The following is a 25,005-nucleotide window of genomic DNA, read 5'->3' as shown; positions in this document are numbered from 1 at the left end:
CCTTTATATTTCATTGATTTCTACGCCCCGCAAAGCAGGGCCTTTTGCTTCCGTAACCTGCACCTCTGTAAAGGCCCCTATCTTTTCCGGGCCGCCGGGGAAGTCCACTGTAAGACTGCCCGGGGTGCGGCCCTGCAAAAGCCCGGTTTTTTCGTTCATGTGCTCCACCAGCACCCGCTGCCTTGTGCCCACAAGCTTCTGGCAGTTGCGGCTGGCAATCCCCTCCTGCACCCGGAGAAGCTCCGCGAACCATTTTGTTTTTTCCTCGTGGGGGACGGGGTCTGGCATACCTGCTGCCTTTGTGCCCTTGCGGGGGGAATAGATAAAGGTAAAGAGGTTCACAAACTCCACCTCCTCTATGAGGGAAAGGGTGTCCTGAAACTCCTCATAGGTTTCCCCGGGAAAGCCTATGATTACGTCGGTGGTGAAGGTGATGTCCGGCATCAGCTCCCGGGCGGCGCGGATGAGGGAGAGATACTTTTCCCGGGTGTATTTCCGGTTCATCTCTTTAAGCACCCGGTCGTTGCCGGACTGGAAGGGCAGGTGGATGTGGTGGGGGATGTGCCGGCTTTGGGCCATTGCCTCAAACAGCTCCCGGGAGGCGTCTTTGGGGTGGGAGGTCATGAAGCGTATCCGGTAGTCCCCCTCTATTTTGTCTATCTCCCGCAAAAGCCCCGCAAAGTTTACAGGGGCGGAAAGCCCTTTGCCATAGGAATTCACATTCTGCCCCAAAAGGGTGATTTCCTTAAAGCCCGCCTCCACCAGCTCCCGGCACTCCGCCACAACGGCCCCCGGCTCCCGGCTTTTCTCCCGGCCCCGGACATAGGGCACAATGCAGTAAGAGCAGAAATTATCGCAGCCATACATGGCCGTTACCCAGGCCCGGCTGCTGCCGTCCCGGCGCACAGGCAGGCCCTCCAGGCGGGCCTCCTCCTGGCAGCCCCGGAGAAAGGCCCGCTTCCCTTCCCCCAGCACCTCTAAAAGCATTCCCGGCAGGCGGTGGATGGCCCCGGTGCCGAAAACCATGTTTACAAAGGGGAAGCTTTTTTGCAGGCGCTCTGCCACATGGGCCTGCTCGGTCATGCACCCGCACACCGCGATAACCATTTCCGGCCTGCGCCGCTTCAGGTTCTTCAAAGCGCCCACGTTGCCAAACACCCTGTCCTCCGCGTGTTCCCGCACGGCGCAGGTGTTGAAAAGCAGGAAATCCGCCTCCTCCGGCCCCTCAGCAAACCCAAAGCCCATTTCCGCCAGCAGCCCCTTTATTTTTTCGCCGTCCGCCACGTTCTGCTGGCAGCCATAGGTGCGCACGAAAGCCAGGGGGCTGTCCCCCCAGCGCTCCCGTATCCGTATTCCCGCTTCCCGAAGCTGCTCTGCCACCTGCTGATCCAAATTTCCGCCTCCCCTTTGCCGTTTTCACGTATACTGCCAGTATTCTACCACATTTCACAGGAAACTGCAAGCTTGCTGGAAATGGGGGGATGAATTGCAGGCTTCTCGAATCCCTTGCCGGAGGACGTCTGATTTGCTCATGAGGGCCTGGATCCCCTTGCTTTCAGGAACCAGACCCTCGCGGCCTAATTTTCTTTTTTTCATCTGTCTACTTGACAGGGGGCGGTTCAAAAATCAAAGCCCCGTTTCTTTAGGCAATACCGCATAAATCCTAAGCGGCATATCACAACAGGAATTTATTCATCAGCGTGCATAAAAGATGAGCAGGCAAGCTGGCGCTTGTCAAGCAGACTTTGTGTGCTGTGACGGGGAAATTACCTGTGAAGTGCCGCTTAAGATGTCAGCCGCCATAAAGCACATACCCTGTCGGCAAAACCCGACGGTCATTGACATATCAAAAAAGCCCGTCCAGTGCCGGGAACCTCTCTGACCTTGAATATGAACTGCCTAAGAGTTTATGCCAAAGCTTTCCAGGCGGGGAAACTTGGGCAAAACCCATTTCTGATAGAGAAAGGCGGTGCCAAACCCCAGGAGGGCGCCCAGCAAGGCGCCTGCCAGCACGTCGCTGGGAAAGTGTACCAGCAGGAACATGCGGGAAAACCCGATGAGGGAGGCCAGCAGGAAAGCGAAAATCCCCTCCCGCCTGTGCTGGGAGAACAGGGCCGAGGCCGCCGCAAAGGAGGCGCAGGTGTGGCCCGAGGGGAAGGAATACCCGCTGGGCGGGGAGATGAGCAGGGGGAGGAAGTCCGATGAAATATACTGGAAGGGCCGGGGGCGGCAGATAAGGTGCTTTAAAAGCCCTTCGCCCAGCAGAGTGCCCAGCAGCATCGCCGCCAGCATCAAAATGCCGGCCCGGCGGTATTTTTTCATAAACAGCAGCACCAGGCTGAGAAACGCCCAGCAGGCCCCCAGCTCCCCTAAGTAGGTGACAAAGGGGAAAAAGGCGTCTGTGACGGGGTTGTGGAAGTGCTGCTGGATAAAGGTGAGGATGGGGCCATCAAAGGGCAGGAAAAATTCCATAGTGTCTCCTTTTCGCAGTGGTGTGGCAGGCCATGAAAGCCTGCTTATCCATTTTATCAACTGCCAGGAAGAATTACCAGCCTTTTCCCAAAGCTTCATAAACTTGTAAGAAACCGCATAGGAATAGGGGAAGGAGAACAGGGGCTGTTTCCCTGTTCCTGTGTAAAAGCGCGGGCGAGCCGAAGGAGGAAGCAAAATGGAACTGCATTATGTGACGCCCCAGGGGGCGGCGGAAAAGCTGGGCACAGACCCCCAGCGGGGGCTGTCTCCCGGGGAGGTGCAAAAGCGGCAGGAGAAATTTGGGAAAAACCAATTGCAGGAGGGCAGGAAGCGGGGCGTATTGATGCGGTTCCTGGGGCAGTTCCAGGATTTAATGGTGCTTATCCTTCTGGCCTCCGCGGCGGTATCCTACGGGGTTTCCCGGCTGCGGGGAGACGGGGAGTTTGTAGACTCCATTATCATCCTGGCCATTGTGGTGGTAAACGCGGTTATTGGCACTGTGCAGGAGCTGCGGGCAGACAAAGCCATTGACGCACTGAAGAAGCTGTCCTCCCCCCGGGCCAGGGTGGTGCGGGGCGGGAAACGCCAGACTGTGGACAGCACCGAGCTGGTGCCTGGGGATTTGGTGGTTTTGAAGGCAGGAGATCTGGTGCCCGCCGATTTGCGCCTTATCAAAAGCGTGGAGCTGCGGGCGGAGGAGTCGGCGCTGACAGGGGAATCGGCCCCAGTGGAGAAAAACGCGGAGGATTTGTGCCCCAAGGACTGCCCGCTGGCAGAGCGGAAAAACATGGTGTTTGCCTCCACAGGCATTGCAAACGGGGCGGGGGCAGGCATTGTCACCGCCACAGGGATGGACACGGCAGTGGGGCACATTGCCCACATGCTGGAGGAGGAAAGCGCCCCCCAGACACCTTTGCAGGAAAAGCTGAAGCAGACAGGCCGGGTGCTGGGCCTGGGGGCTGTTCTCATCTGCGGAGTGATTTTCGCCATGGGGCTTTTGCAGCACACCCCGCCTTTAGAAATGTTCATGATAGCCATCAGCTTGGGGGTGGCGGCAATTCCCGAGGGGCTGACGGCTGTGGTGACCATTGTGCTGGCCATGGGCATGAAGCGCATGGCCCAGAAGCGGGCCATTGTGCGGCATATGCCGGCAGTGGAAACCTTGGGCAGCACCCAGGTTATCTGTTCTGACAAAACCGGCACCCTCACCCAGAACAAAATGACGGTGGCGGCCTTTTCCGGCGCCTATGGCCCGGAGCCTTTAGACGGGGCAGACGCCCAGTTTGCCCTGGAGCTTTGCACTCTGTGCAACGACTGCGAGGAGGAGGGGGGAAAGCTTACGGGCGACCCCACAGAGGCGGCCTTCCTGCGGGCCTGCCGCCGGAAGAAGGGGGAGCTGGAGGCGGAAAGCCCGCGCATAGGGGAAATCCCCTTTTCCTCTGCCCGGAAGATGATGACCACGGCCCACAGGGCAGGAGGCGGTGTGCGGATTATCTCCAAGGGCGCGCCGGACGTGCTGATTGCCCGGTGTACCCGGATGCTGCGGGGCCACAGCGTGGTGCCCCTGGGGCCGGGGGAGAAGGCCCGTATTCTGTCGGACAACGGGAAGCTGGCGGAAAAGGCCCTGCGGGTGCTGGGGGTGGCCTATAAGGACGTGGACGCGCTGCCCGGGGACGACCGGGAGACAGAAAGCGGCCTTATCTTCTGCGGGCTTATCGGCATGGAGGATCCGCCCCGGCAGGGGGTGAAGGCCGCTGTCTCCCAATGCAAGGGGGCAGGCATCCTCCCGGTGATGATAACAGGCGACCACGCCGCCACAGCCCTTGCCATTGCCCGCCGGGTGGGCATAGCAGGGGAAGGGGACAGGGCCATGACAGGCCCGGAGCTTGACAGGCTTACAGAGGGAGAGCTGAGCGCCAAGATTATGGATGTGAAGGTGTTTGCCCGGGTGTCTCCCCAGCACAAGGTGAAAATTGTGAAGGCCTTCCAGCGCCGGGGCTATGTGGTGGCCATGACAGGGGATGGGGTGAACGACGCGCCCTCCCTCAAGGCTGCGGACATCGGCTGCGCCATGGGCAAAAACGGCACAGAGGTGGCGAAGTCCGCGGCGGACATGGTGCTGACGGATGACAATTTCTCCACCATTGTGGCGGCTGTGCGGGAGGGCCGGGGCATTTACCGGAACATCCGCAAAACCATCCATTTCCTGCTGTCCTGCAACATCGGAGAGATCCTGGTGGTGTTCGCGGCCTTCCTTTTGGGCGCCCCCGCGCCGCTTTTGGCAATACAATTGTTATGGGTTAACTTGGTAACGGATTCCTTGCCGGCCCTGGCCCTGGGCACAGATCCCATTGACCGGGACGTGATGAAAGAGCCGCCCCATCCCCGGGAGGAGGGCGTGTTTTCCGGGGGCATGGGCTTCTCTGTGGCTGTGGAAGGGTGCCTGGTGGGGGCGCTGGCCCTTCTCAGCTACACCATGGGCCGGGCCTGGTTTGACGCAGACCCTATGGAGCCTGCCATAGGCCGCACCATGGCTTTTGCGGTTTTAAGCCTCTCCCAGCTTGTACACAGCTTTAACATGCGTTCCGAGCATTCTGTGCTGCGCCTGGGGATTTTTTCCAACAAAAAGCTTGTGGCAGCCGGATTGTTCTGCGGCTTCCTTATGGTGAGCGTGGTGCTGTTCCCGCCGCTGATGGCCATTTTCCGCACAACGGCCCTGACAGGCTTCCAGTGGCTGCTGGTGGCGGGGCTGTCCCTGTTCCCCTTAGTGGCTGTGGAGGGGGAAAAGCTCCTTCTGGGCCGGGGGAAAGGAACCGGGCGCAAAAAGTAAAAGCGGCTGGGAAGCGCGGCCTTTGTTCCCTGCACTCGAATAAGATGAAAACGGTGTTTTCGATTTATTTTGGATAAATAAGCCATGGCAGTTTCCATTACAGCCCCCTTGATTCTCCCGGCCTTTTGGAATATAATAGAGAAAATCTTTTTAACAGGAGAATCGCCATGCTTTACATTGGGATAGATTTAGGCACCTCGGCCTGCAAACTGCTTTTGGTGGACGAACAGGGCCGCGTGTGCCATACCGTGACGAAAGAATACCCCCTTAGCTTCCCCCGCCCCGGCTGGAGCGAACAGAATCCGGAAGACTGGTGGAAGGCTGTCCGCACCGGCGTGCCGGAACTGCTGGAGGGGTTTGACCCTGCCCAGGTGGCAGGCATCGGCGCGGGCGGGCAGATGCACGGCCTTGTCGCCCTGGACGGGGAGGACAATGTTTTGCGCCCGGCGATCCTTTGGAACGATGGCCGCACCGCCCGGCAGGTTGACTATCTCAATGAGACTATCGGCCGGGGCAGGCTGAGCCAATACACTGCGAACATCGCCTTTGCAGGCTTCACCGCGCCCAAACTTTTGTGGATGCGGGAGAACGAGCCGGATCTGTTCGGGAAAATCGCCAAAATCATGCTGCCCAAGGACTACGTGAATTACTGCCTTACCGGCATCCACTGCACCGACTTTTCCGACGCCAGCGGCATGCTCCTGCTGGACGTGGAGCACAAGTGCTGGAGCCGGGACATGTGCGAAATCTGCGGCGTAAGGGAGAGCCAGTTGCCCGCATTATTTGAAAGCTGGCAGGTGGTGGGCACCCTGCTGCCGGAGGCTGCCAAAGAGCTGGGCCTGCCGGAGACGGTGAAAGTCTGCGCCGGGGCGGGGGACAACGCCGCAGCGGCTGTTGGTACAGGGGCGGTGGGCGATGGCGGCTGCAACATCTCTTTGGGCACGTCGGGGACGCTGTTCATCAGCTCGGAAAAGTTCGGCGTCGACCCCCATAACGCCCTTCACGCCTTCGCCCATGCCGACGGCGGCTGGCACCTGATGGGCTGTATGCTCTCCGCCGCCAGCTGCAACAAGTGGTGGTGCGAGGACGTTCTTTCTACCACCGAATATGCTGCCGAACAGTCCAGCATAGACAAATCGCAACTGGGAAACAACACAGTCTATTTCCTGCCCTATCTTATGGGTGAGCGCTCCCCCATCAACGACAGCAGCGCCCGGGGCGCGTTCATCGGCATGGACATGGCTGCCACCCGCGCCGCCATGACCCAGGCTGTGCTGGAAGGCGTGGCCTTTGCCATCCGAGACAGTTTCGAGGTGGCGAAGGCGCTGGGGCTGTCAATCCCCCAAAGCACCCTGTGCGGCGGCGGCTCCAAAAGCCCTCTGTGGCGGGAGATTCTCGCAAACGTGCTGGGCATCCCCCTGCTGCTGCCCCAGACCGAGCAAGGCCCTGGCTACGGCGGCGCCATGCTCAGCATGGTGGCCTGCGGGGAATACGCCACAGTGGCGGATGCCTGCAAGGCTTTGGTGAAGATCGCGGGCCGGGTGGAGCCGGACGCCGCCCTTGCCGCCCGGTATGAGGAGCGCTACCAGAAATTCCGGCAAATCTATCCCACAGTGAAGGGGCTGTTCCCGGCCCTGCAATAACGGCAAAGAAAATCGGCGCGGCCAGGCGGCTGCGCCGATTTTCTTTGCTTATTTGCAGAACACCATGCCGTCGAATGGTTCCATTTCCGCCGAACCATCCCGACTTGTCAGCAAGTCCATGTCCCCCGCAAAACACCTTGGCAGAGGCTGGGCTTTGCCCGTCAGGTTCAGCACGAACCAGTACTCTTTCCCGCCCTTGACCCTCCGGGCCACCTCCAGGGCGGTTTCTTCGTCCAGCAGCGGCTTCACGCCTGCCTGGGCCGCCGCGCCGCCTAAAAGCCTGGCAAGGCCCTCTTTGTCGGGCTGGGTGCCGATGTAATAGACCATGCCCTTCCCGAAATTATGCTTGGTGGCGGCGGGCGAACCAGCATAAAAGTCCTCGCCATAATGGGCCAGCGCTCCGGCCCCCTCCAGACGGATCCGGTCGCAAAGCAGGCCGCATTTTGCCCGCGTGCCGTCGGGGAATTGCAAGGTGTTCTCCTGCCCCGGGGCCAGCGCGTCGATCTCCTCCACCCAGATGCCGCAGAGCTTCCGCAGGGGGCCGGGGTAGCCTCCCAGGTGTACGTTGTCGGACTCGTCCACCAGGCCGCTCATGAAGCCGGTCACCAAGGTGCCGCCCTCTGCCACGAATTTCTCCAAAGCCTCGGCCACGCCTTCCTTTACCATGTACAGCATCGGCGCGCAGATCACCTTGTACTTGGAGAAATCCCCGTCCACAGGCACCATGTCCACGGGGGTATGATGATCGTAAAAATACCTGTAGTATTGATGAATCTGGCCTTCGTATTTTAGATCAACGGTAGGCCCGCTGGTGTACTCCAGCGCCCAGTAGTTGTCCCAGTCAAAGAAGACGCCCACTTCCGCCGGGTTCCCCGCGCCGATGAGTTCGGGCAGCTTTTGCAGCTCCGCTCCCAGGCGGCTGACCTCCTTGAACACCCGGGTGTCCTCGCTGCCAGAGTGGGAAATCACCGCCCCGTGGAACTTTTCGCAGGCCCCTACCGACCGCCTTAGCTGGAAAAACTGGATGGTGTCCGCCCCGTGGGCGATGGTCTGCAGGCTTTGGGCACGCATCTGACCAGGCTTTTTCAAGGAGTTGTACGCTTGCCAGTTCTGCTGGCTGGGTGTCTGCTCCATGAGCATAAAGGGGGCAGATTTCAGGCCTCGCATCAGGTCGTGGCGCATGGCGGTGAGGCTCCAAGGGGTGTTGTAAGCCGGGTAATTGTCCCAACTGACCACGTCCATCTCCTTAGCCCACTTGAAATAATCCAATCCCTTGTATGTACCCATCAGGTTCGTGGTAATGGGCGTTTCCCTGTCAAACTCCCGGATGGCATCCCGCTCCAGCTTGTAATTTTCCAGCAGGCTATCAGACATGAACCGCCGGTAGTCCAGCGAAATCCCCGCAAAGGCGGTCTTCTCCCGCCCGATGCCCTCCGAAAGGGCGTTGGGTGCCACAATCTCATCCCAATCGTAAAAGGTGTGGCCCCAGAACTCCGTGTTCCACGCTTTATTGAGGGCGTCCAGCGTACCGTACTTCTTCCGCAGCCAGACCCGGAAGGCTTTCTCGCAGTTCTCGCAGAAGCACTCGCCGCCATACTCATTATTGACGTGCCAGCAGGCGATGTGGGGATTGCCCCCATAGCGCTCGGCCAGCTTGGAGGCCAGCGCCCGGGCAAATTTCTGATACGCCGGGCTGTTGGGGCAGTGGTTGTGCCGCTGGCCGAATTTATGCCGGCGGCCCTCGTAGTCCACCCGGCCCACCTCGGGGTAGCGCTTCACCAACCAGGCGGGCATGGCGCCGGTAGAGGTGGCCAGCACGATGTCGAAATTCTCCCGGCTGAGCATGGCGATGATGTCGTCCAGCTCCGAAAAATCGTAAGTCTCCTCGCCCGGCTGGATCTTCGCCCAAGAAAACACGTTCACTGTGGCGGAGTTGATGCCCGCCTTTTGGAAAAGGCGCATATCCTCCTGCCAGACCTCCCGGGGCCACTGGTTGGGGTTGTAATCACCGCCGTACAGAATGCGGCTGAACGGGTATTTCACGTTGACTCCTCCTTGCTGCGGAATTTCTTGCGGTACTGCGCCGGGGAACACCCCGTCACCTGCCGAAACTGCCGGTTGAAATTAGACAGGCTGCTACAGCCGCAGTCCGCGCCGATTTCCGCCACATTCCTATCTGTTTTAAACAGGGCGGCAACGGATATTCCATTGTCATAATAGTGTTATACTATCTTAGAACCGGTATTCACAACCTGTAACTGCCATCTGAGCGGCCTTTTTTGAAGCCGCTCTGTATTACATTTTCTTGCAGAGACGCAAACGTTAAGCTGTTGGCTAAGGTTTTGCATGGCGAACGCATATATGCGTTCGCGAAACATTTGCCTTGACCGGACCCAAAACTCCCGCTCATCTGGCAGTATTTTGATTATGAATACAGGTTCTTAGCTAACGGTTGCCCATACAGCTAAAGACGCTTTCTGCCGGGGGCTTCTATATCTTTATTTTACAGCAGGTTTCTGCGCAGCTCTTCCGGAGACTGGGGATGGAGGTAGCCGGGGCCGATGTCCAGCACGGTCTTGCAGCCCCGCTGGCCCTCCTGGTACAGGCGGTACACAGCCCGGGCATAGGCGGTCAGCACGCTGGCGGTAAACTCCGGGTTGGAATCCAGGGTGAGCTTATACTCGATTACGTGGCGGTTTTCCCCCTTCAGGCCGGTACAGCCTGTGCGGAACACCATGCCGCCATGGGGGATGCCCTTGTGCTCCCTGTCCATCTCCTCCTGGGAAATGAAATGAACAGTGGTGTCATATTCGTCAAAATAGTTGGGCATGGTTTTGATGGCGTTCTCAATGGCAGGCAAATCTGCCCCGGCCTCTGCCACCACAAAGCATTCCCGGGTGTGCTTCTGCCGGGTGGTAAGCTTTGGCTCTGCCCCGGAGCGCACCTGCTCCAGGGCGGCGTCTACAGGGATGGTGTACTGCCGGGCGTCCAGCACGCCGGGGATGCGGCGCACCGCGTCGGAATGGCCCTGGCTGACCCCCTTGCCCCAGAAGGTGTAGTCGCTGCCCTGGGGCAGGACAGCCTGACCGTAGGCCCGGTTCAGGGAGAAAAGGCCCGGATCCCATCCGGCGGAGATAACCGCCAGCCTGCCGCTTTCCCGGGCGGCCTTGTCCACAGCCGCAAAATGCTGGGGGATTTTCGCGTGGGTGTCAAAGCTGTCCACCACGTTGCAGTATTGCACCAGGGCCGGGGTCTGCTCCGGCAAATCATTGGCGCTGCCGCCGCAGAGGATGAGCACGTCCATTTTTTCCGCCATAGCGGGCACGTCCTCCATCCTGTAGACAGGCGCGCCTGTCTGGGTGCAGAGGGAGTCGGGGCTTCGGCGGGTGAACACGCCCGCCAGTTCCATATCCCCTGCTTGCAAAAGGGCGCTTTCCACCCCCCGGCCCAGGTTTCCATAGCCCGCAATGCCGATTCTGATTTTTTCCATTTTCTTTTCCCCTTTCACTTGGCTTTTATGGTATCCGCCAAACAGCGGAACACAAACTTGAATGTTTTAGAAGGTTCTGAAAGCGGCCCTCAGTGTATCTCCCCCGAGCGCAGGGGGCGGGTGACGTAAACCTTCCCCTTATCTGTAAGGAGCTGGGCGGCGTTCCGGGCGGCGGCTTCTGTGTCGAAAACGCCGTATACGGCAGAGCCGCTGCCTGTCATCACAGCCCCCATGGCCCCTGCCCCCAGCAGCGCTTTCTTGATGTCCCGCACCTGCACCAGCCGGAGGGTTTCCTCAAAGCGGTTCTGGAGGCACTGGGCGATTTTGGGCAGCCCCCCTTTTTCCAATGCCTCCACCATGCGGGGGGTGCCGTATTTCCGGGACATGGGATATTGATCCAGCAGGGCATAGGCCCTGAGGGTGCTCATGCCCGCGGGGGGCTTGCAGATCACAAAAAAGCAGTTCGGCAGCTCTGTAACAGGCTCCAGTATCTCCCCGATGCCTGTGCAGCGGCAGGTGCCCCCCTGGAGGCAAAAGGGCACGTCCGCCCCCACCCGGGTGGCAAGCTCCCGCAGGGTTTCCATGGGAAGGTTCGCGCCGTATATGCTGTTCAAGGCCCGCAGCACTGCCGCCGCGTCTGTGCTGCCGCCCCCCATGCCTGCCCTGCTGGGGATGCGCTTGTGGATGACAATGCTCAGGCCCTCGTCCTTCAGCCCTGTTTTCCGGAAAAAATACTGGGCGGCCCGGTAAGCTGTGTTGCCGTTGTCCACTGGAATATAGTCCCGGCTGCACTGCACCCGGATACCCGGCAGGCCGCCGGGGGTAAGCTCTATTTCGTCCCAGAGGGACACGCTCTGCATCACCGTGTCCAGGGTGTGCAGGCCGTCCTCCCGCCTGCCGGTTACGTCCAGGGTCAGGTTCACCTTGGCGTATGCTCTAATCTTCATATATCACTATCAAACTCCTTTTTACCACTGGAACAAACCCAGCCGTTTAACGCCTACCACGTGCCGGGGGCACATCTCATGGCAGCAGAAGCACCGGATGCAGGCCTTATAGCTGATAACGGCCCTGCCCCCTTCCATGGAGATAGCCTTCTGGGGGCAGCTTTCCGCGCACTTGCCGCAGCCCACGCAGCCCTGCTTTTGGATGCGCGGATAAGGCGTGCTCAGCTTTTTGGCTGCCGGGCGCAGAAACCCGGGCAGGCGGTCTATAAAATCTGTGCTGGAGGCCCTGGCCCGCTTGAAATCTGCCACCTGAAGGCCTTCCGGGCTTTCCCCCAGCAGCTCTGTTTCTGTAAAGGATTTGGGGCCTAAGCCCCGGCGGGCGCTTTCCGCCAGCATGGGCAAAGAGCCTTCCGGAAAGCCCAGAAGCCCTGCCATGCATACGTCCAGGGCATAGGGGCTGCGGGAAGCCCCTATAAAACCCGTATCCCGGCGCAGGCCCCCTGTGGGGCCGTCCCCCTCCATGGCCCAGACGCCGTCCATCAGGCTGAAATCCGGGCGCAGGAAAGCGCAGATATCCACTAAGGCTTTGGAGAAATCTTCCTTTTCCGGGAAGCGGCAGTGCAGCTCCGGCTTCTGGAGGCCCGGCACCGCCCCGAACATGTTCTTCACCGCCCCGGAATATCCCACCATGCAGTGGGTTTTAAGCTTTGGCAGGTCAATGAGGAAATCCCGCTCCAGAAAAGGCTCCACAATGGAAACCCGGCGGCACCTCTCCCCTTCCGGCAGGGAAACCTCCCGGCTTTTGCAGTCTGTATACAGGGAAAAGCCGCAGCTTTCCGCCATATCCGTATAGCCGCAGTTTCTAAAAACCGCCTTCATCACAGCAGGGCTGTAAGGCCCGCCGGGGCTTTCGGCAATGAGCACCTTTCCCCCTGCCCGCTGCACGCATTTGCCCACAGCCTGGGTAAAGGCCGGGTGGGTGCAGATGGCGGCCTGGGGCTTGGAGCTTTGTATCAGGTTGGGCTTTAACACCACCGTCATGCCGGGCTTTATGCTGTCATAAACGCCCAGGGCCTCAAAGGCCCCGCTTATTTTCTCAAAAAGGGCTTCCCCGTCATAATCCGGGCAGCGGCCCAGCCACACCCGCTCCCTCATAGCTCCCGGAGGAACGCCTGCATACGCTCCAGGGCCTCGGTGATGTGCTTGACGGAATAGCAGTAGGAAATGCGCAAAAAGCCCTCGCCGCAGGCTCCGAAGGCGTCCCCGGGCACCACAGCCACGTGCTTGGAATAGATAAGCCTTTCGCAGAACTCCCCGCTTGTCAGCCCTGTACACTTGATGGAGGGGAACACGTAAAAGGCCCCTTCCGGCTCAAAGCACTTGAGGCCCAGGCTGTTTAAGCCGTCCAGAATCAGCCGGCGGCGCATGTCATACTGCTCCCGCATGTAAGCCATATCCTCGTCCCCGTTTTTCATGGCTTCAATGGCTGCGTACTGGCTGGTGGTGGGGGCGCTCATAATGGCGAACTGGTGCAGCTTTGTCATCAGGGCCATCAGTTCCTTCGGCCCCGCCGCATACCCTAAGCGCCAGCCTGTCATGGAATGGGACTTGGAGAAGCCGTTGACTAAAACTGTGCGTTCCCGCATTCCCGGCAGGGAGGCAATGGACACATGGCCTTCCTCCCCGTAGGTAAGGGAAGCGTAAATCTCATCGGAGAGCACCAGCAGGTTGTGTTTTTCCACCACCCGGGCCACGGCCTCCAGATCCTCCCGGCGCATGACGGCCCCGGTGGGGTTGTTGGGGTATGGCAGCACCAAAAGCTTGGTTTTGTCTGTAACCTTTTCCTCTATCTCCTCCGCTGTCAGGCGAAAGCCGTTTTCCGGCTTTGTCTCAATGATGACGGGCACGCCCCCGGCCATGCGGGCAATAGGCTCATAGCACACAAAGCTGGGCTGGGGGATTAAGGCCTCGTCCCCGGGGCACAGCACGCAGCGCATACACAGGTCGATGGCTTCCGAGCCGCCCACCGTTACCAGTATGTCCGTTTCCGGGGCATAGTCCACATGATAGTGCCGGGAAATGAATTTCGCAATTTCCTCCCGCAAAACTGCAAAACCCCTGTTGGGGGTATAGCGGGTGCGGCCCTTTTCCAGGCTCTCAATGCCCGCCTCCCGGATGTGCCAGGGGGTGTGGAAGTCCGGCTCCCCTACGGAAAGGGAAATCACGTCCTCCATCTCGTTGGCGATGTCGAAATATTTCCGGATGCCGGAGGGCTTTATCTGCTGAATGGTGGGGTTCAAAAGGGAATTAAGCTCAATCACACAAATTACTCCCTCTCTCGTCGATTTCCTCGTAGTCGCTGTTAAACACCACGCCCCCGTCCTTATATTTCGTCAGCACGAAATGGGTGGCAGTGGACAGCACCCCGTCGATGGTGGACAGCCGCTTTGCCACGAACATGGCAATGTCCTGCATGGTGCGGCCCACCACCGTCACCGCCAGGTCAAAGCCCCCGGACATCAGGTATACGCTTTCCACCTCAGAAAAGTTCATAATGCGCCCGGCAATCTCGTCAAAGCCCGTATCCTTTTTGGGCGTAACCCGCAGCTCAATGAGGGCGGCGGCCTTCTGGCTCTCTGTGCGCTCCCAGTTGATAAGCGCGTGGTAGCCCTTGATAACCCCATCTTTTTCATAGCGGGCGATGGCCTTTTTCACCTCGCCCTCCTCCTTGCCTACCATCACCGCCAACTGCGCCGGGGTAAGCTGCGCGTTGTCCTGCAAAAGCTCCAAAAGCTGTTCCATTGCCATATTGATACCATCCTTTCTTAAGGCCGCGGGATTCCATCCCGCACCCTGCAAGCCCTTTTGAAAAAGGGCTTGACCCGAAAACTGTTTTTACTCCAGCGGCAGCATCCGGGGCTGCCGCTTTTCATATATTGCAAACTCTGTAAAGCCCGCCTCTCTCAGCACGTCCATGCCTTCCTCAATGCCCTTTCCCAGGTCTGCCGTGGAGTGGGCGTCGGAACCTAAAGTGACCAGCCGCCCCCCCAGCTCCCGGTAGCGCTTTAAAAGGGGCAAATCCGGCAGGGTGCGCCCGATTTTCTGCCGCAGGCCCGAGGTGTTCACCTCCAAAGCTTTGCCTGCCCGTATCAGGGCGGAAAGCACTCCGTCGATAGCCTCCCGGTGCCTTTTCAGGTCTACAGGAATGCCGTGCTCCCCTTCAATGTAGCGCAAGGGGTAGGTCAGATGCCCCAGGGAATCGAAATCCCCCCAGGCGATAAGCTCCAGAAGCTCCCGCCAATAGGTTTCCAGCAAAGAGCCGATATAGCCGGCGGGAGCATCCTTGTACTCTAAAAAAAAGAAATCCTCATAGTCCCGGATATTGTGGACGGAGCCGATGACAAAGTCATAGCCCCGGCCCTCCAGGGCGGCTTTGGCAGAGGCTGTATCCTGGTTGGGCTGGCCCAGCTCGATGCCCCGGTAAAACCGCAGGCCCTCCGGGGGCCGGACAGCCCCCATCTGCGCCCAGGCGTTTTCCACCCGCGCCCGGTAGCGCTCCTCATATTTCTGGCATTCGCAGTGATCCGTAAGGGTGTAGGCGTAAAGCCCCAGTTCCGCCGCCCTGGCGCACATGGCGGCAATGGCGTCATGGCCGTCCGGGGAGCAGGCGGAGTGGTTGTGGCAGTCGCTGGCAAATTTGTATTTCATAGGAATCATCCTTTTCCGGTTTGCGCGTAGTGGCAGAATCATTTAGCAAAGCACAGTAATTATACCATAAACCCAGCCCCCTTGCAACACCGTGCATCCCGCGAAAATTCAGGAATTGCCGGGATTCTTAACGCCGCAGATTGAGCGCTGGCGGTAACAAGTCAGCATCAAGCCTTTTGCCTGCCTGTAAGGTATAAGCATGACAAAGATAATTGCGAAAGCCCCCATTTCTTTGCGCCATTATTTTCTTGCAGGAATTCACACGGGTGACACACAGCGATGATATAATAGCCGCAAAGGCGGCGGTGGCTTTTTGCCCCTTTCCCAGGGGAAGCGGCCCGGCCTGTGAAAAGTCTTGCCTGAAAGCTTTTGCAGGTTGCGAAATCCCGGTGCATATAGTATAATGAAAAGCGGGGTTATGTCCTTTGAACTCCTTCTGTACTTTCTGAATAAAATATTCTTTTATAGAAATGAGATGGAATCATTATGAGCGAATCCGGTAAAAAAGTCAGCCTTGCCGTACTTTTTGGCGGGAAATCTTCTGAGCATGAGGTTTCCCTCATGTCCGCAGCGTCGGTTTTGGAAAACCTGGACAGGGAAAAATATGATATCTACATGGTGGGCATCACCAAGGAGGGCCGCTGGCTGCTGTATACCGGCGAGCTTGCGCTGCTGCCCTCAGGGCAATGGGAGAAAGGCCCGGTGGAGCCTGCCTTCCTCTCCCCGGATCCTTCCCTTCACGGGCTGGTGGTGCTGGGGGAAAAACCCCGCACCATTCATCTGGACTGTGTGTTCCCCGCCCTCCATGGAAAAAACGGGGAGGACGGCACCCTCCAGGGCCTTCTGGCCCTTTCCGGCATCCCTTATGTAGGATGCAATACGGAAGCCTCTGCCATCTGCATGGATAAGGCTGTCACCCACACCTTGCTTTCCGCCGCCAACATCGAGCAGGCCCATTACCTGTGGTTTTACGCCGACCGCTTCGACTGCGCGCCGGAAACCATCAAAAATAAAATCTGCGCCCGCCTGGACTTCCCTGTGTTTGTGAAGCCTGCCAACGCCGGTTCCTCTGTGGGGGTCAGCAAGGTGGAGTCTCCCGAGGGCCTGGACGAAGCCATCCGCAAGGCGACAAAAGAGGACGGCAAAATCATGGTGGAAGAAGGCATCAAAGGCCAGGAGGTGGAGTGCGCTGTGCTGGGCAACCGCCAGGACGCCCTGGCCTCCATGGTGGGGGAAATCGGCGCTTCCGCCCAGTTTTATGATTACGACGACAAATATGTAAACGGCACCAGCCAGCTCTATATCCCTGCCCGTATCCCGGAGGAAGCCGCCAAACAGATTCAGGAAACCGCTGTGCGGGCATACCGGCTTCTGGGCTGCTCCGGCCTTGCCCGGGTGGACTTCTTCGTGACAGAGGGAGACAACCGGGTGGTTCTAAACGAGCTGAACACCCTGCCGGGCTTTACTTCTATCAGCATGTACCCCAAGCTGTGGATGGCTATGGGGCTGCGCTATGGAGAGCTGCTTGACAGGCTGATTGCCCTTGCCTTCCGGCAGGCGGGCTGCTAAGGGGGCGGCGGCAATGGATAACCAGCCTGCTGGCAGCCGAAAGCCCGACAACCAGCCTATCGGCAACCGAAAGCCCGATAATCGGCCTATCGGCGTATTCGATTCCGGCCTGGGAGGGCTTACGGCTGTGAAGGAGTTGGAGAAAATCCTGCCCCGGGAGAGCATTGTATACTTTGGGGACACCGGCCGGGTGCCCTATGGCACCCGCAGCCGGGAAACCATCCGCCGCTATGCCGCCCAGGACATGGCTTTCCTGATGAACCACGATGTGAAGGCTGTGCTGGCGGCCTGCGGCACAGTAAGCTCTACAGCGGGAGACATTGGCAGAAACCTGCCTGTGCCCTATTTCGATGTTATCGGCCCCTCGGCAAAGGCTGCCGCCGGGCTTACCAAGAACAAAAAAGTGGGCGTTATCGGCACCAGCGCCACCATCCACAGCGACGCCTACCGCCAGGCCCTTTTGGGGATCGACTACAAGCTGGAGGTATACTCCCAGGCCTGCCCCCTCTTTGTGCCCCTGGTGGAAAACGCCTTTATCTCCCCCCAGGAGGAGGTCACCCGGCTGGTGGCCCAGCGGTACTTAGGCCCCGTGCGGGAGGCCGGCGTGGACACCCTGATTCTGGGCTGCACCCACTATCCCATCATTGCCCCCATCATCGCCAGCGTAATGGGCCATTCCGTGTCCCTGGTGGACGCGGGCCGGGAAGCCGCCTTGGCCCTAGCCGGGCGGCTGGCAGAGGACGGCCTTCTCTGCGGGGAGGGAAATCCCCGCAGCGCCGCTTTTTTTGTCACCGACGAGCCGGAAAGCTTCACGGGCGTGGCAGAGCTGTTCTTAGGGCACTCTGTCCAGGGCCGCACAGGACGGGTAAGCATGGAAGGCGCCTAGCAATTTGCTTAATAAAAGCCTGTCCCCATATTAAGACCAGAGCACATGCCCCAAAACAGTCCCCAGCATTCTTTTATTGTGTAAAAAACAGGAAACCAGCACTGTCCCTATGAGAGGTGAAAGGAAAGCCATGCTTAAAGACGATTACAATATCAGCATCACCGGGCGGCAGCTATACGAGGCCGAGGACCGCGGGGAAGTGACCTTGAGCACCACTGGCACCTATACCCAGCGGGACGGCGCGCAGTTTATCGCCTATAAGGAATACGACGAGGACGATCCCCGGCAGGCCCACACCGCCGTGCTCAAGGTGGAGCCAGGGAAGGTTACCATGATCCGCCAAGGCTCTTCCACCCGGCTTATCCTGGAGGAGGGCCGCCGCCATCTGTGCCTGTATGACACAGGCTTCGGCTCCCTCACTGTAGGGGTGTTCACCAGCAAGCTGAAGGTGGCCCTGGGCCAGGAGGGCGGCTCCATGGATATCCGCTATACCCTGGACATTGACTCCAACCTTTCCAGCCAGAACGAGCTTACCGTAACAGTGGCCCCCCGGCCCCGCCGCAGGGCAGAGCCAGAGCTATAGGGCCGGCATAAGGGCCGCAAAGACGGAAGAAACCGGGGATTTGTATAAATAACAGAGAAAAGACTCTTTCCCTATTGGGCTTGTTGACAAAGGGCCACTAATTTCAAAAAAGCGCCGTATGGAGGGCATGAGAAAAGGCGCCCAAAGCGGGAGCGTTCAAGCGCGCGTTTTATGCCTCCGGCGGTTTAGACGCATTGCGTCTCGCCTGGTCTTGTCTACCGACTCGGTCGGGCCAGAGCGGTCCCTGCCGGGGATCTTCCCCGGCTCGGTTGGCCCGGGGCGGAAACGCTGACACATGGCGTTTGGCGTAAAACGTACGTTTTACGTTAGCTTTTGCCCACAAACTTTTGTGTTTCCCCGCTTTTTAAAATACTTGTTTTGGACACTCCCAACTTATGACGGAGAAATTCTGAAATTTGAAGTTAAAAAGCCACCACGCCTATCTTTTGCCCTGCCTGCCCCTTGATTTTCCGCCAGCCCCATGGCATAATAGAGACGGCAGTAAAATACAGCGGAAAGGAACGGCGGGGCGCTCTTCTTTGGGAAGCCCCTGCCGTATGACGATTCTTATGGAAACCACGCCTTATAAAGCCTGTCTCTTCGATTTAGACGGCACCCTGGTGGACACCCTTTTTTCCATCGCCCATTTCGGCAACGGGGCCTTGGAAAGCTTCGGCCTGCCCGCCATTGCCCCCGCCGCTTACAAGCGGCTGGTGGGAAACGGGGCGGACGTGCTGATTCAGCGGATGCTGGAAACCGTGGGGGCAAGGCTCCGGCCAGAGGACGTGAAAGCCCTGCGGGCGGCGTACGACCGCCGGTATGAGGCGGATCCCCTGGCCCTGGCAGGGCCGTATCCCGGCTTGCCCGACGTGCTGGCGCGTTTGCACGAGAGGGGCGTCCTGCTGGGGGTGCTGTCCAATAAGCCGGATAACATGACCCAGTATATTGCCCACGCCTTTTACGGCAAGGTGCTCAGCCAGGTGCGGGGCCAGCGGGAAGGCTCCCCCAAAAAGCCAGACCCCGCTGTGCCCCTGGAGATGGCGGCGGCCTGGGGGCTTTCCCCTGGGGAAATCCTGTACATAGGGGACAGCGGCGTGGACATGGAAACCGGGAAAAACGCCGGGATGGATGCCTGCGGCGTGCTGTGGGGCTTCCGGGACGAGGAAGAGCTGCGGCGCTGCGGGGCAGTGTACCTTGCGGGGGATCCGGCACAGCTTGAACAGGCGGCGCTGGGGAAAGGGAGGAAAGCATGAGCAGCTTTGGCTTTGAGGAGATGCAGGCAATCCAGAAGGAATTGCAGGAAAAATATTTTGACAAGTGGGGCGGGCTAAACCCACAAAAGGGCCGGGACTCCCTTTTGTGGATGATGATAGAGGCCGGGGAGGCGGCGGACATCATCAAAAAGCAGGGCGACAAGGCCATCCTGGAAAACCCGGAAACCCGCCACGATTTCATTGAGGAAATGTGCGACGTGATGATGTATTTTAACGATGTCCTGCTGTGCTACTCCATCACCCCGGAGGAGCTGACGGAAATCTACCGGGCAAAACACGAAAGAAACATGAAGCGCTGGACAATCTGAGGCCCATATAAAGAACTCCCCCGCCCGAAGGCGGAGGAGTTCTTTTATTTTTTTTAGGGCGTGTTCACATAAGGGCCATATAAATTATGTACACTTTGGATTCCTTTGCTATTGGTGTCGGTGCGGCAAATATCGCTATGATTAACGCTTTACTGGGCGCAGTTATTATGCGTTTGCCTGTGAGTTGGCTCTTGGCTTTTGCACTTAATATGGGGTTTTCTGGCATTTATTACGGCCAGGCGCTTTCGCCAGTCTTGCCTGCTATTGTAGGCTTACTCTATTTCATGAGTAGAAAATGGGAACACAAAACGCTTATTCAATCAAACCACAAGGAGGGAAGTCTTTAATGAATCGAATGGTATGGCTTCTATGTCCTATATGTAGAAATAAGACCAGACTTAAAGTGCGTCAAGATACAGAGCTCATCAATTTTCCTCTGTATTGCCCGAAATGCAAGCAGGAGACTTTAGTGAATGTCAAGAAAACAAACCTATCTGTTATTCGTATGAGTAACTTGATTTCTGAGGAGGATAGCAATTCATGATGGACAAGCAAAAAATTTATCCCCGGTCAAAAGATCGGGAAACCGTATATTTGAAAAATGTTATTATCGATCCCAGCATCATTGTGGGCGACTACACCATGTATAACGACTTTGTAAATGATCCTGTTGATTTTCAAAAGAATAATGTTCTTTACCATTATCCTATTAACCATGACAGGCTGATTATCGGTAAGTTTTGCTCTATCGCCTGTGGCGCTCGTTTCTTGTTCAATAGCGCCAACCATAGCATGACTTCACTTGCGACTTATCCGTTTCCCATTTTCTTTGAGGAATGGGGACTTGATGTTAGCCAAATAACCGAGGCATGGGACAACAAAGGGGATATTGTTGTTGGAAATGATGTTTGGATTGGATATGAGGCCGCAATCTTCGCTGGAGTTACTATACCGACCGTGAAGATTTCCAGCGGCTCCTGGCCGATGTGTATAGCGGCAGGATCAACTGCGTGATTGTCAAAGACCTGTCCCGCCTCTCCCGTAACTATACCGATGCCGGGAACTTGATTGAAAATCTTTTTGTCCGGCTGAATGTACGGTTTATCAGCTTGGCGGAGGGGGTGGACAGTTACCGCAACCCGGACAGCGTATCAAACATTATTGTGCCGATCACGAATGTAATGAACGATCAATACTGCTACCAGACCTCAAAGAAAATCCGGCAGGTATTTGATATGAAACGCCGCAACGGTGAGTTTATCGGCTCGTATGCCCCCTATGGCTATGTGAAAGACCCGAATGACAAACACGCCTTGTTGGTTGATCCCGAGGCCGCCGAAGTGGTAAAAAGCATTTTTGCGTTGTTTCTGTCCGGCATGAACAAACGGGGGATCACCTATTACTTGAACGACCACGGGACACTTTGTCCCACAGCCTATAAGCAACAGCAAGGGCTCAAGTACAACGCCCCCAACGCCCAGGGCAATCCTATGTGGAGCACGATCACCATAGACACGATCTTAAAAAACCGTGTTTATGTGGGGGATATGGTACAAGGCCGCCAGCGGGTGAAAAGCTATAAAATCCACATTCAAGAAAAAGTGCCGGAGGAAGAATGGTTTATCGTGGAGAATACCCACGAGGCCATCATAGACCGGGAAACCTTTACAAAGGTGCAGAGCCTGCTCAAACGGGATACCCGCACCGCTCCAAAAGCGAAACAGCTTTACCTGTTCAGTGGTTTTCTGAAATGTGCTGATTGTGGCCGGGCGATGTCCCGGATCGCATCCAAAGGGATTTATGTATATTATCAATGCGGGACGTATAAAAGCCTTTCAGAAAAGGCTTGCACCATGCACTCGATTAAAAGTGACCGCCTTGAGGCTGGAGTGCTGTTTGCGATCCAGCAACAGGTGCATCTGGCACTTACCTATTCCGAGTTTGTTGCCCGTATCAACTCCGCACCTCTGAAAAGGAGCAAGTCAAAGCGGCTGGAAGATACCATCGCTGCAAAAGAAAAAGAGCTTGCTAAAATCATGCGATACAAGCAGGCCCTTTATCAAGACTGGAAAGACGGGGAAATTACCCGCAACGATTACCGGCACATGAGCGAGGACTATGAGCAGCAGATTGAGGCCCTCACACGCATTATGCAAACGCTGACGGCGGAGCAGGAGCAACTGGAAAATGGTGTGGATGCGGAAAGCCCATGCCTTACCGCATTTCTCAAATACCGGAACATTGACAAGCTGACACGGGAAATTTTAGGCGAGCTGATCGACCACATTAAGGTTTACGAGGGCGGCAATATCAGCGTGAAATTCAAATACGCTGACGAGTTCCGCCGTATAGCAGAATATATCGAACTCAATTCCCCTATGGTTACGGGGGCCGCAGGCTGACCCCCTAACCTAAAACAATTCCGTTTGCTTGTTTTCCTAATATATAACGCCCATAAGATGAGCATGTGGATTTTTGAGCAGGTTTTTGGCAGAATCAAGTCAAAAATTCGCAGATGTACTTTGCGTACCTCAAGAATTTTGGGCAAAGAAGATGGCAAAAAACCGCCAAAAAGACGCTTGCAAGCGCTTATGTGAACAGGCCCTAGAAGCTGTGCCGCCCGGGGCCAAGCCTTTCTGTCCTGCCGTCGGGCAGCAGCAGGTCGGCCTCACAGTCAAAGGGCACTGTGATGTCATACCGCAGGGCCTCCCCGTCATAGCGCCAGCACACCTCATACCGGCCCGCCGCCGTATCCATGCCCATTTCCACAAAGCGGATGCGGGGATCCGGCATGGGGCGGATAGCGGCCCGCTTATAGCCGGGGGCCTCCTCGCAGGGGCTGATCCCCGCCATGTTCCGGTACATCCAGTCCGCAATGGAGCCATAGGCATAGTGGTTCAGGCTGTTCATGCCTGTGCCGCTGATGGAGCCGTCAGGCAGGATGGAGTTCCACCGCTCCCAGATGGTGGTGGCCCCCATCTTCACTTCATACAGCCAGCTTGGGAAATCGTCATTTAAAAACAGGGTGTAGGCCACGTCGTTTGCGCCGTTGTCGGAAAGCACCCGGCACAGGAACGGCGTGCCGCAGAAGCCAGTGTCCAAATGCCAGTTTTTGGCCTCAATCCGCTTAATAAGCCGGGCAAGCACCGCGTCCTTTTTCCCCTCCGGGAAAATGCCGAAATAAAGGCTTAGCACGCAGGCAGTCTGGGTGCCCTCTATCTTGAAGCTTCCGTCCGGGTTAAAATATTCGCCTACGACAGCCGCTCTGATTTTCTCCGCCAAGACTTCATAATCAGTGGCGTCCTCTGCATAGCCCAGGGCCTTGGCAGCCTTGGCTGTAAGGGACGTGGAATAATAGTAGAAGCAGGAGGCGGTATACTGCAAATCCGTAGCGCCGAAAGGATCCTGGTCGTGCTCCAAATCCGTCTTTTTGTCCAGGGCCAGCCAGTCCCCAAGCTGCTCTCCCCGCAGCCACAGGCCCCTGTCCCCGTCCAGCCTGTCGTCCTTCCGGATACGCTCCACCCAGGTTTTCATCACATCATATTCCCGGCGCAGCAGGTTTACGTCCCCGTAATTTTCATATACAGCCCAGGGCATCATGGTGGCCACGTCGCTCCAGATGGCGCAGCCCTTTTCGTTGTTGTTCACCCAGGACTGGGGCTTGTCCTCATGGGCCACCTTGGGGCTGGGCACAAAAAAGGGTACAGCCCCGCCGTATGCCTTTTCCTCATGGGCCAGGTTCACCACAAAATGGTGGAAGAAGGCGGGCATATAGATGTTCTTGCAGGCGGTGGCGCTGATAATCGCCGCGTCCCCTGTCCAGCCCAGGCGCTCGTCCCGCTGGGGGCAGTCGGTGGGCACGTCCAGAAAGTTGTCAAACTGTCCCCACATGGCGTTTTGGAACAAACGGTTTACCCGGGGATTGTCCGTCTCCATGGAGCCGATGGGGTCGATGTCTGAACGGATATGGCATGCTGTAAAGTCTTGCGGCTTTACGTTTTTCACGCCCTCCACCTTTACAAACCGGAAGCCATAGAAGGTGAAATGGGGCCGCGCCCGGGCGGGCTTCCCGCCGCTGATATAGGTATATTCGCATTTAGCCGAGCGCAGGTTGTCCCGATAGAAGCAGCCTTCCTGCATCACCTCGCTGTAGCTGAGCTTTATTTCCGTGCCCTCCGGCTCGTCCGCATGGAACTCCACCCATCCCGTCATGTTCTGCCCAAAGTCCAGCACCGTCTCGCCCTTAGGGGTGGTGATAATCTCCACCCGGGCAAACTCCCGCTTTTTCACAATCTTCGGCCCGAACCGGGCCACTAAGGGCCTGTCCTCCTGCCGCACCTCCACGCCGGAGGAGGGCGCGGCACATGCGGCCTCTGCCCATTGGGGCACAGCCTTCCTGGCATCAAACACCTCGCCGTCATAGATGTTGGAAAACTCCACCGGGGAGGGAAGGCTTTCCCAGGTTTCATCGGAGTTTATCACAAGGGACGTGCCGTCTGTGAATTCTACATGCAGCTCGCAGATGGCCTGCATGGTGTCCCCGTACAAATCCTTGTAGCGGTCAAACACGATTTCCCCCTTGTACCACCCCGGCCCTAATGCCAGGCCCAAGGCGTTTTCCCCCTTTTGCAGCAGGGCGGTCACGTCAAAGGTCTGATATTCCAAATTGGCGTCGTAGCAGTGATAGCCGGGCAGCAGGTATTCGTCCCCGGCCTTTTTCCCGTTGACATACAGCTCATAAATCCCCACGCCGCAGGCATACACCCGGGCAGACTTCACCTCTCCCGGCAGGGAGAAGGCCTTCCGCAGCAGAGGGTGCCGCTCCTTATCCATGTCCGCGGCAATCCATTTGGCTTGCCAAGGCTCATCCTCCTTAGCCGTTTCAAACCAGGCGCCGGCTGTGGCGCTGTCTCCCCCGTCCCCCCACACGGTAACAGCCCACACATACCGGGTGCGGGGCAAAAGCTCTATAGGGGCCTCAAAGCCCAAAGAGGAAATGTCCCCCCGCCTGCCGCTGTCATACACCTTTGCGCCCTCCGAGGTGTGAACTGTAACCTGGGCGCTGTCCTGCTTTTTGTCGGGGGTGTCCTGTGCCACCCAGGAAAAAATGGGCCTGCCCAAAAAGTGGCCCAGAGGGGTGGTGAAATGGTTTACCCGGAGGTTTGTAAGCTTCATGCGCTTCACTCCTTAAAAAAATATTTTTTATTCCCGTTTGGAAATTTACATGACGGATGATTTGTATTATACTGTAAGAGTAGCACAAATCCGGGGAAAAAGGAAGGACGAAGCTTGCAA

The 25,005-nt window shown here is 57.5% G+C and carries 21 protein-coding genes and 1 pseudogene; 11 read left to right on the top strand and 11 right to left on the bottom strand.

Annotation, left to right across the window (positions count from 1 at the left end; translation table 11 throughout):
* Positions 1-3 precede the first annotated feature (3 nt).
* Positions 4-1,392, bottom strand: a complete 1,389-nt coding sequence (miaB, locus tag VSQ30_RS04235) for a tRNA (N6-isopentenyl adenosine(37)-C2)-methylthiotransferase MiaB (RefSeq protein WP_334462233.1) — start codon at positions 1,390-1,392, stop codon at positions 4-6.
* 507 nt (positions 1,393-1,899) lie between these two features.
* Positions 1,900-2,472, bottom strand: a complete 573-nt coding sequence (locus tag VSQ30_RS04230) for a phosphatase PAP2 family protein (protein ID WP_334462231.1) — start codon at positions 2,470-2,472, stop codon at positions 1,900-1,902.
* 196 nt (positions 2,473-2,668) lie between these two features.
* Between VSQ30_RS04230 and VSQ30_RS04225 the strand changes: the two genes are divergently transcribed.
* Together VSQ30_RS04225 and xylB are read left to right on the top strand one after the other, a co-directional pair.
* The gene (locus VSQ30_RS04225) at positions 2,669-5,302 is read left to right on the top strand and encodes a calcium-translocating P-type ATPase, PMCA-type (RefSeq protein WP_334462230.1); all 2,634 of its coding nucleotides are present in this window, start codon (positions 2,669-2,671) and stop codon (positions 5,300-5,302) included.
* 167 nt (positions 5,303-5,469) lie between these two features.
* Complete coding sequence (gene xylB / locus VSQ30_RS04220; protein WP_334462227.1) at positions 5,470-6,945, top strand: xylulokinase; 1,476 nt, start codon at positions 5,470-5,472, stop codon at positions 6,943-6,945.
* A 48-nt stretch (positions 6,946-6,993) separates the two neighbouring features.
* On the opposite strand, the gene VSQ30_RS04215 is transcribed toward xylB, so the two are convergent.
* The 8 genes from VSQ30_RS04215 to VSQ30_RS04180 form a co-directional block, all read right to left on the bottom strand.
* Positions 6,994-8,988 (bottom strand): beta-galactosidase, encoded by a 1,995-nt coding sequence (locus tag VSQ30_RS04215; protein ID WP_334462225.1) that lies wholly within the window; start codon positions 8,986-8,988, stop codon positions 6,994-6,996.
* Positions 8,985-9,134 (bottom strand): helix-turn-helix domain-containing protein, encoded by a 150-nt coding sequence (locus VSQ30_RS04210; RefSeq protein ID WP_334464789.1) that lies wholly within the window; start codon positions 9,132-9,134, stop codon positions 8,985-8,987. The genes VSQ30_RS04215 and VSQ30_RS04210 overlap by 4 nt, the downstream gene beginning before the upstream one ends.
* A 314-nt stretch (positions 9,135-9,448) precedes the next feature.
* Positions 9,449-10,435 (bottom strand): diaminopimelate dehydrogenase, encoded by a 987-nt coding sequence (locus VSQ30_RS04205; RefSeq protein ID WP_334462223.1) that lies wholly within the window; start codon positions 10,433-10,435, stop codon positions 9,449-9,451.
* Between the two features lie 89 nt (positions 10,436-10,524).
* Positions 10,525-11,382: a 4-(cytidine 5'-diphospho)-2-C-methyl-D-erythritol kinase gene (gene ispE / locus VSQ30_RS04200; RefSeq protein ID WP_334462221.1), complete on the bottom strand. Its 858-nt coding sequence runs from the start codon at positions 11,380-11,382 to the stop codon at positions 10,525-10,527.
* Between the two features lie 21 nt (positions 11,383-11,403).
* Positions 11,404-12,537 (bottom strand): DUF362 domain-containing protein, encoded by a 1,134-nt coding sequence (locus VSQ30_RS04195; RefSeq protein ID WP_334462220.1) that lies wholly within the window; start codon positions 12,535-12,537, stop codon positions 11,404-11,406.
* Positions 12,534-13,700, bottom strand: coding sequence for a pyridoxal phosphate-dependent aminotransferase (locus tag VSQ30_RS04190; protein WP_334464788.1), 1,167 nt, complete (start codon positions 13,698-13,700; stop codon positions 12,534-12,536). Before VSQ30_RS04190 ends, VSQ30_RS04195 begins: the two co-directional genes overlap by 4 nt.
* Entirely contained in the window at positions 13,696-14,184 is a 489-nt protein-coding gene (locus tag VSQ30_RS04185) for an Lrp/AsnC family transcriptional regulator (RefSeq protein ID WP_334464786.1), read from the bottom strand. The genes VSQ30_RS04190 and VSQ30_RS04185 overlap by 5 nt, the downstream gene beginning before the upstream one ends.
* Positions 14,185-14,277: 93 nt before the next feature.
* Positions 14,278-15,090 carry a histidinol-phosphatase HisJ family protein gene (locus tag VSQ30_RS04180; protein WP_334462218.1) on the bottom strand — a complete coding sequence of 271 codons (813 nt, stop codon included), beginning with the start codon at positions 15,088-15,090 and terminating at the stop codon, positions 14,278-14,280.
* Positions 15,091-15,576: 486 nt separating this feature from the next.
* On the opposite strand from VSQ30_RS04180, the gene VSQ30_RS04175 reads away from it, so the two are divergent.
* The 9 genes and pseudogenes from VSQ30_RS04175 (at position 15,577) to VSQ30_RS04135 (ending at position 22,112) form a co-directional block, all read left to right on the top strand.
* Positions 15,577-16,659: a D-alanine--D-alanine ligase family protein gene (locus VSQ30_RS04175; protein ID WP_334462216.1), complete on the top strand. Its 1,083-nt coding sequence runs from the start codon at positions 15,577-15,579 to the stop codon at positions 16,657-16,659.
* 13 nt (positions 16,660-16,672) lie between these two features.
* Entirely contained in the window at positions 16,673-17,545 is an 873-nt protein-coding gene (gene murI, locus VSQ30_RS04170) for a glutamate racemase (RefSeq protein WP_334462215.1), read from the top strand.
* Between the two features lie 109 nt (positions 17,546-17,654).
* The gene (locus tag VSQ30_RS04165; RefSeq protein ID WP_237076375.1) at positions 17,655-18,128 is read left to right on the top strand and encodes a YwiB family protein; all 474 of its coding nucleotides are present in this window, start codon (positions 17,655-17,657) and stop codon (positions 18,126-18,128) included.
* 557 nt (positions 18,129-18,685) lie between these two features.
* The gene (locus VSQ30_RS04160) at positions 18,686-19,381 is read left to right on the top strand and encodes an HAD family hydrolase (RefSeq protein WP_334462212.1); all 696 of its coding nucleotides are present in this window, start codon (positions 18,686-18,688) and stop codon (positions 19,379-19,381) included.
* Positions 19,378-19,710, top strand: coding sequence for a nucleotide pyrophosphohydrolase (locus VSQ30_RS04155; protein ID WP_334462210.1), 333 nt, complete (start codon positions 19,378-19,380; stop codon positions 19,708-19,710). Before VSQ30_RS04160 ends, VSQ30_RS04155 begins: the two co-directional genes overlap by 4 nt.
* Positions 19,711-19,796: 86 nt before the next feature.
* Complete coding sequence (locus VSQ30_RS04150) at positions 19,797-20,057, top strand: hypothetical protein (RefSeq protein ID WP_334462207.1); 261 nt, start codon at positions 19,797-19,799, stop codon at positions 20,055-20,057.
* Positions 20,057-20,254, top strand: a complete 198-nt coding sequence (locus tag VSQ30_RS04145) for a cysteine-rich KTR domain-containing protein (protein WP_016222229.1) — start codon at positions 20,057-20,059, stop codon at positions 20,252-20,254. The genes VSQ30_RS04150 and VSQ30_RS04145 overlap by 1 nt, the downstream gene beginning before the upstream one ends.
* Positions 20,254-20,661, top strand: a pseudogene (locus VSQ30_RS04140) (LbetaH domain-containing protein); the annotation flags it as partial. The gene VSQ30_RS04145 and the pseudogene VSQ30_RS04140, both read left to right, overlap by 1 nt.
* A 59-nt stretch (positions 20,662-20,720) precedes the next feature.
* Positions 20,721-22,112, top strand: a complete 1,392-nt coding sequence (locus tag VSQ30_RS04135) for a recombinase family protein (protein ID WP_502876189.1) — start codon at positions 20,721-20,723, stop codon at positions 22,110-22,112.
* A gap of 202 nt (positions 22,113-22,314) precedes the next feature.
* Here VSQ30_RS04135 and VSQ30_RS04130 read toward each other — a convergent pair whose 3' ends face one another.
* Complete coding sequence (locus VSQ30_RS04130; RefSeq protein WP_334462204.1) at positions 22,315-24,885, bottom strand: alpha-L-rhamnosidase; 2,571 nt, start codon at positions 24,883-24,885, stop codon at positions 22,315-22,317.
* Positions 24,886-25,005 lie beyond the last annotated feature (120 nt).

This window comes from Acutalibacter sp. JLR.KK004, assembly GCF_036941085.1.
In the GTDB taxonomy this organism is placed as follows: domain Bacteria; phylum Bacillota; class Clostridia; order Oscillospirales; family Acutalibacteraceae; genus Acutalibacter.
This window is presented reverse-complemented; position numbering and strand designations above follow the sequence as displayed.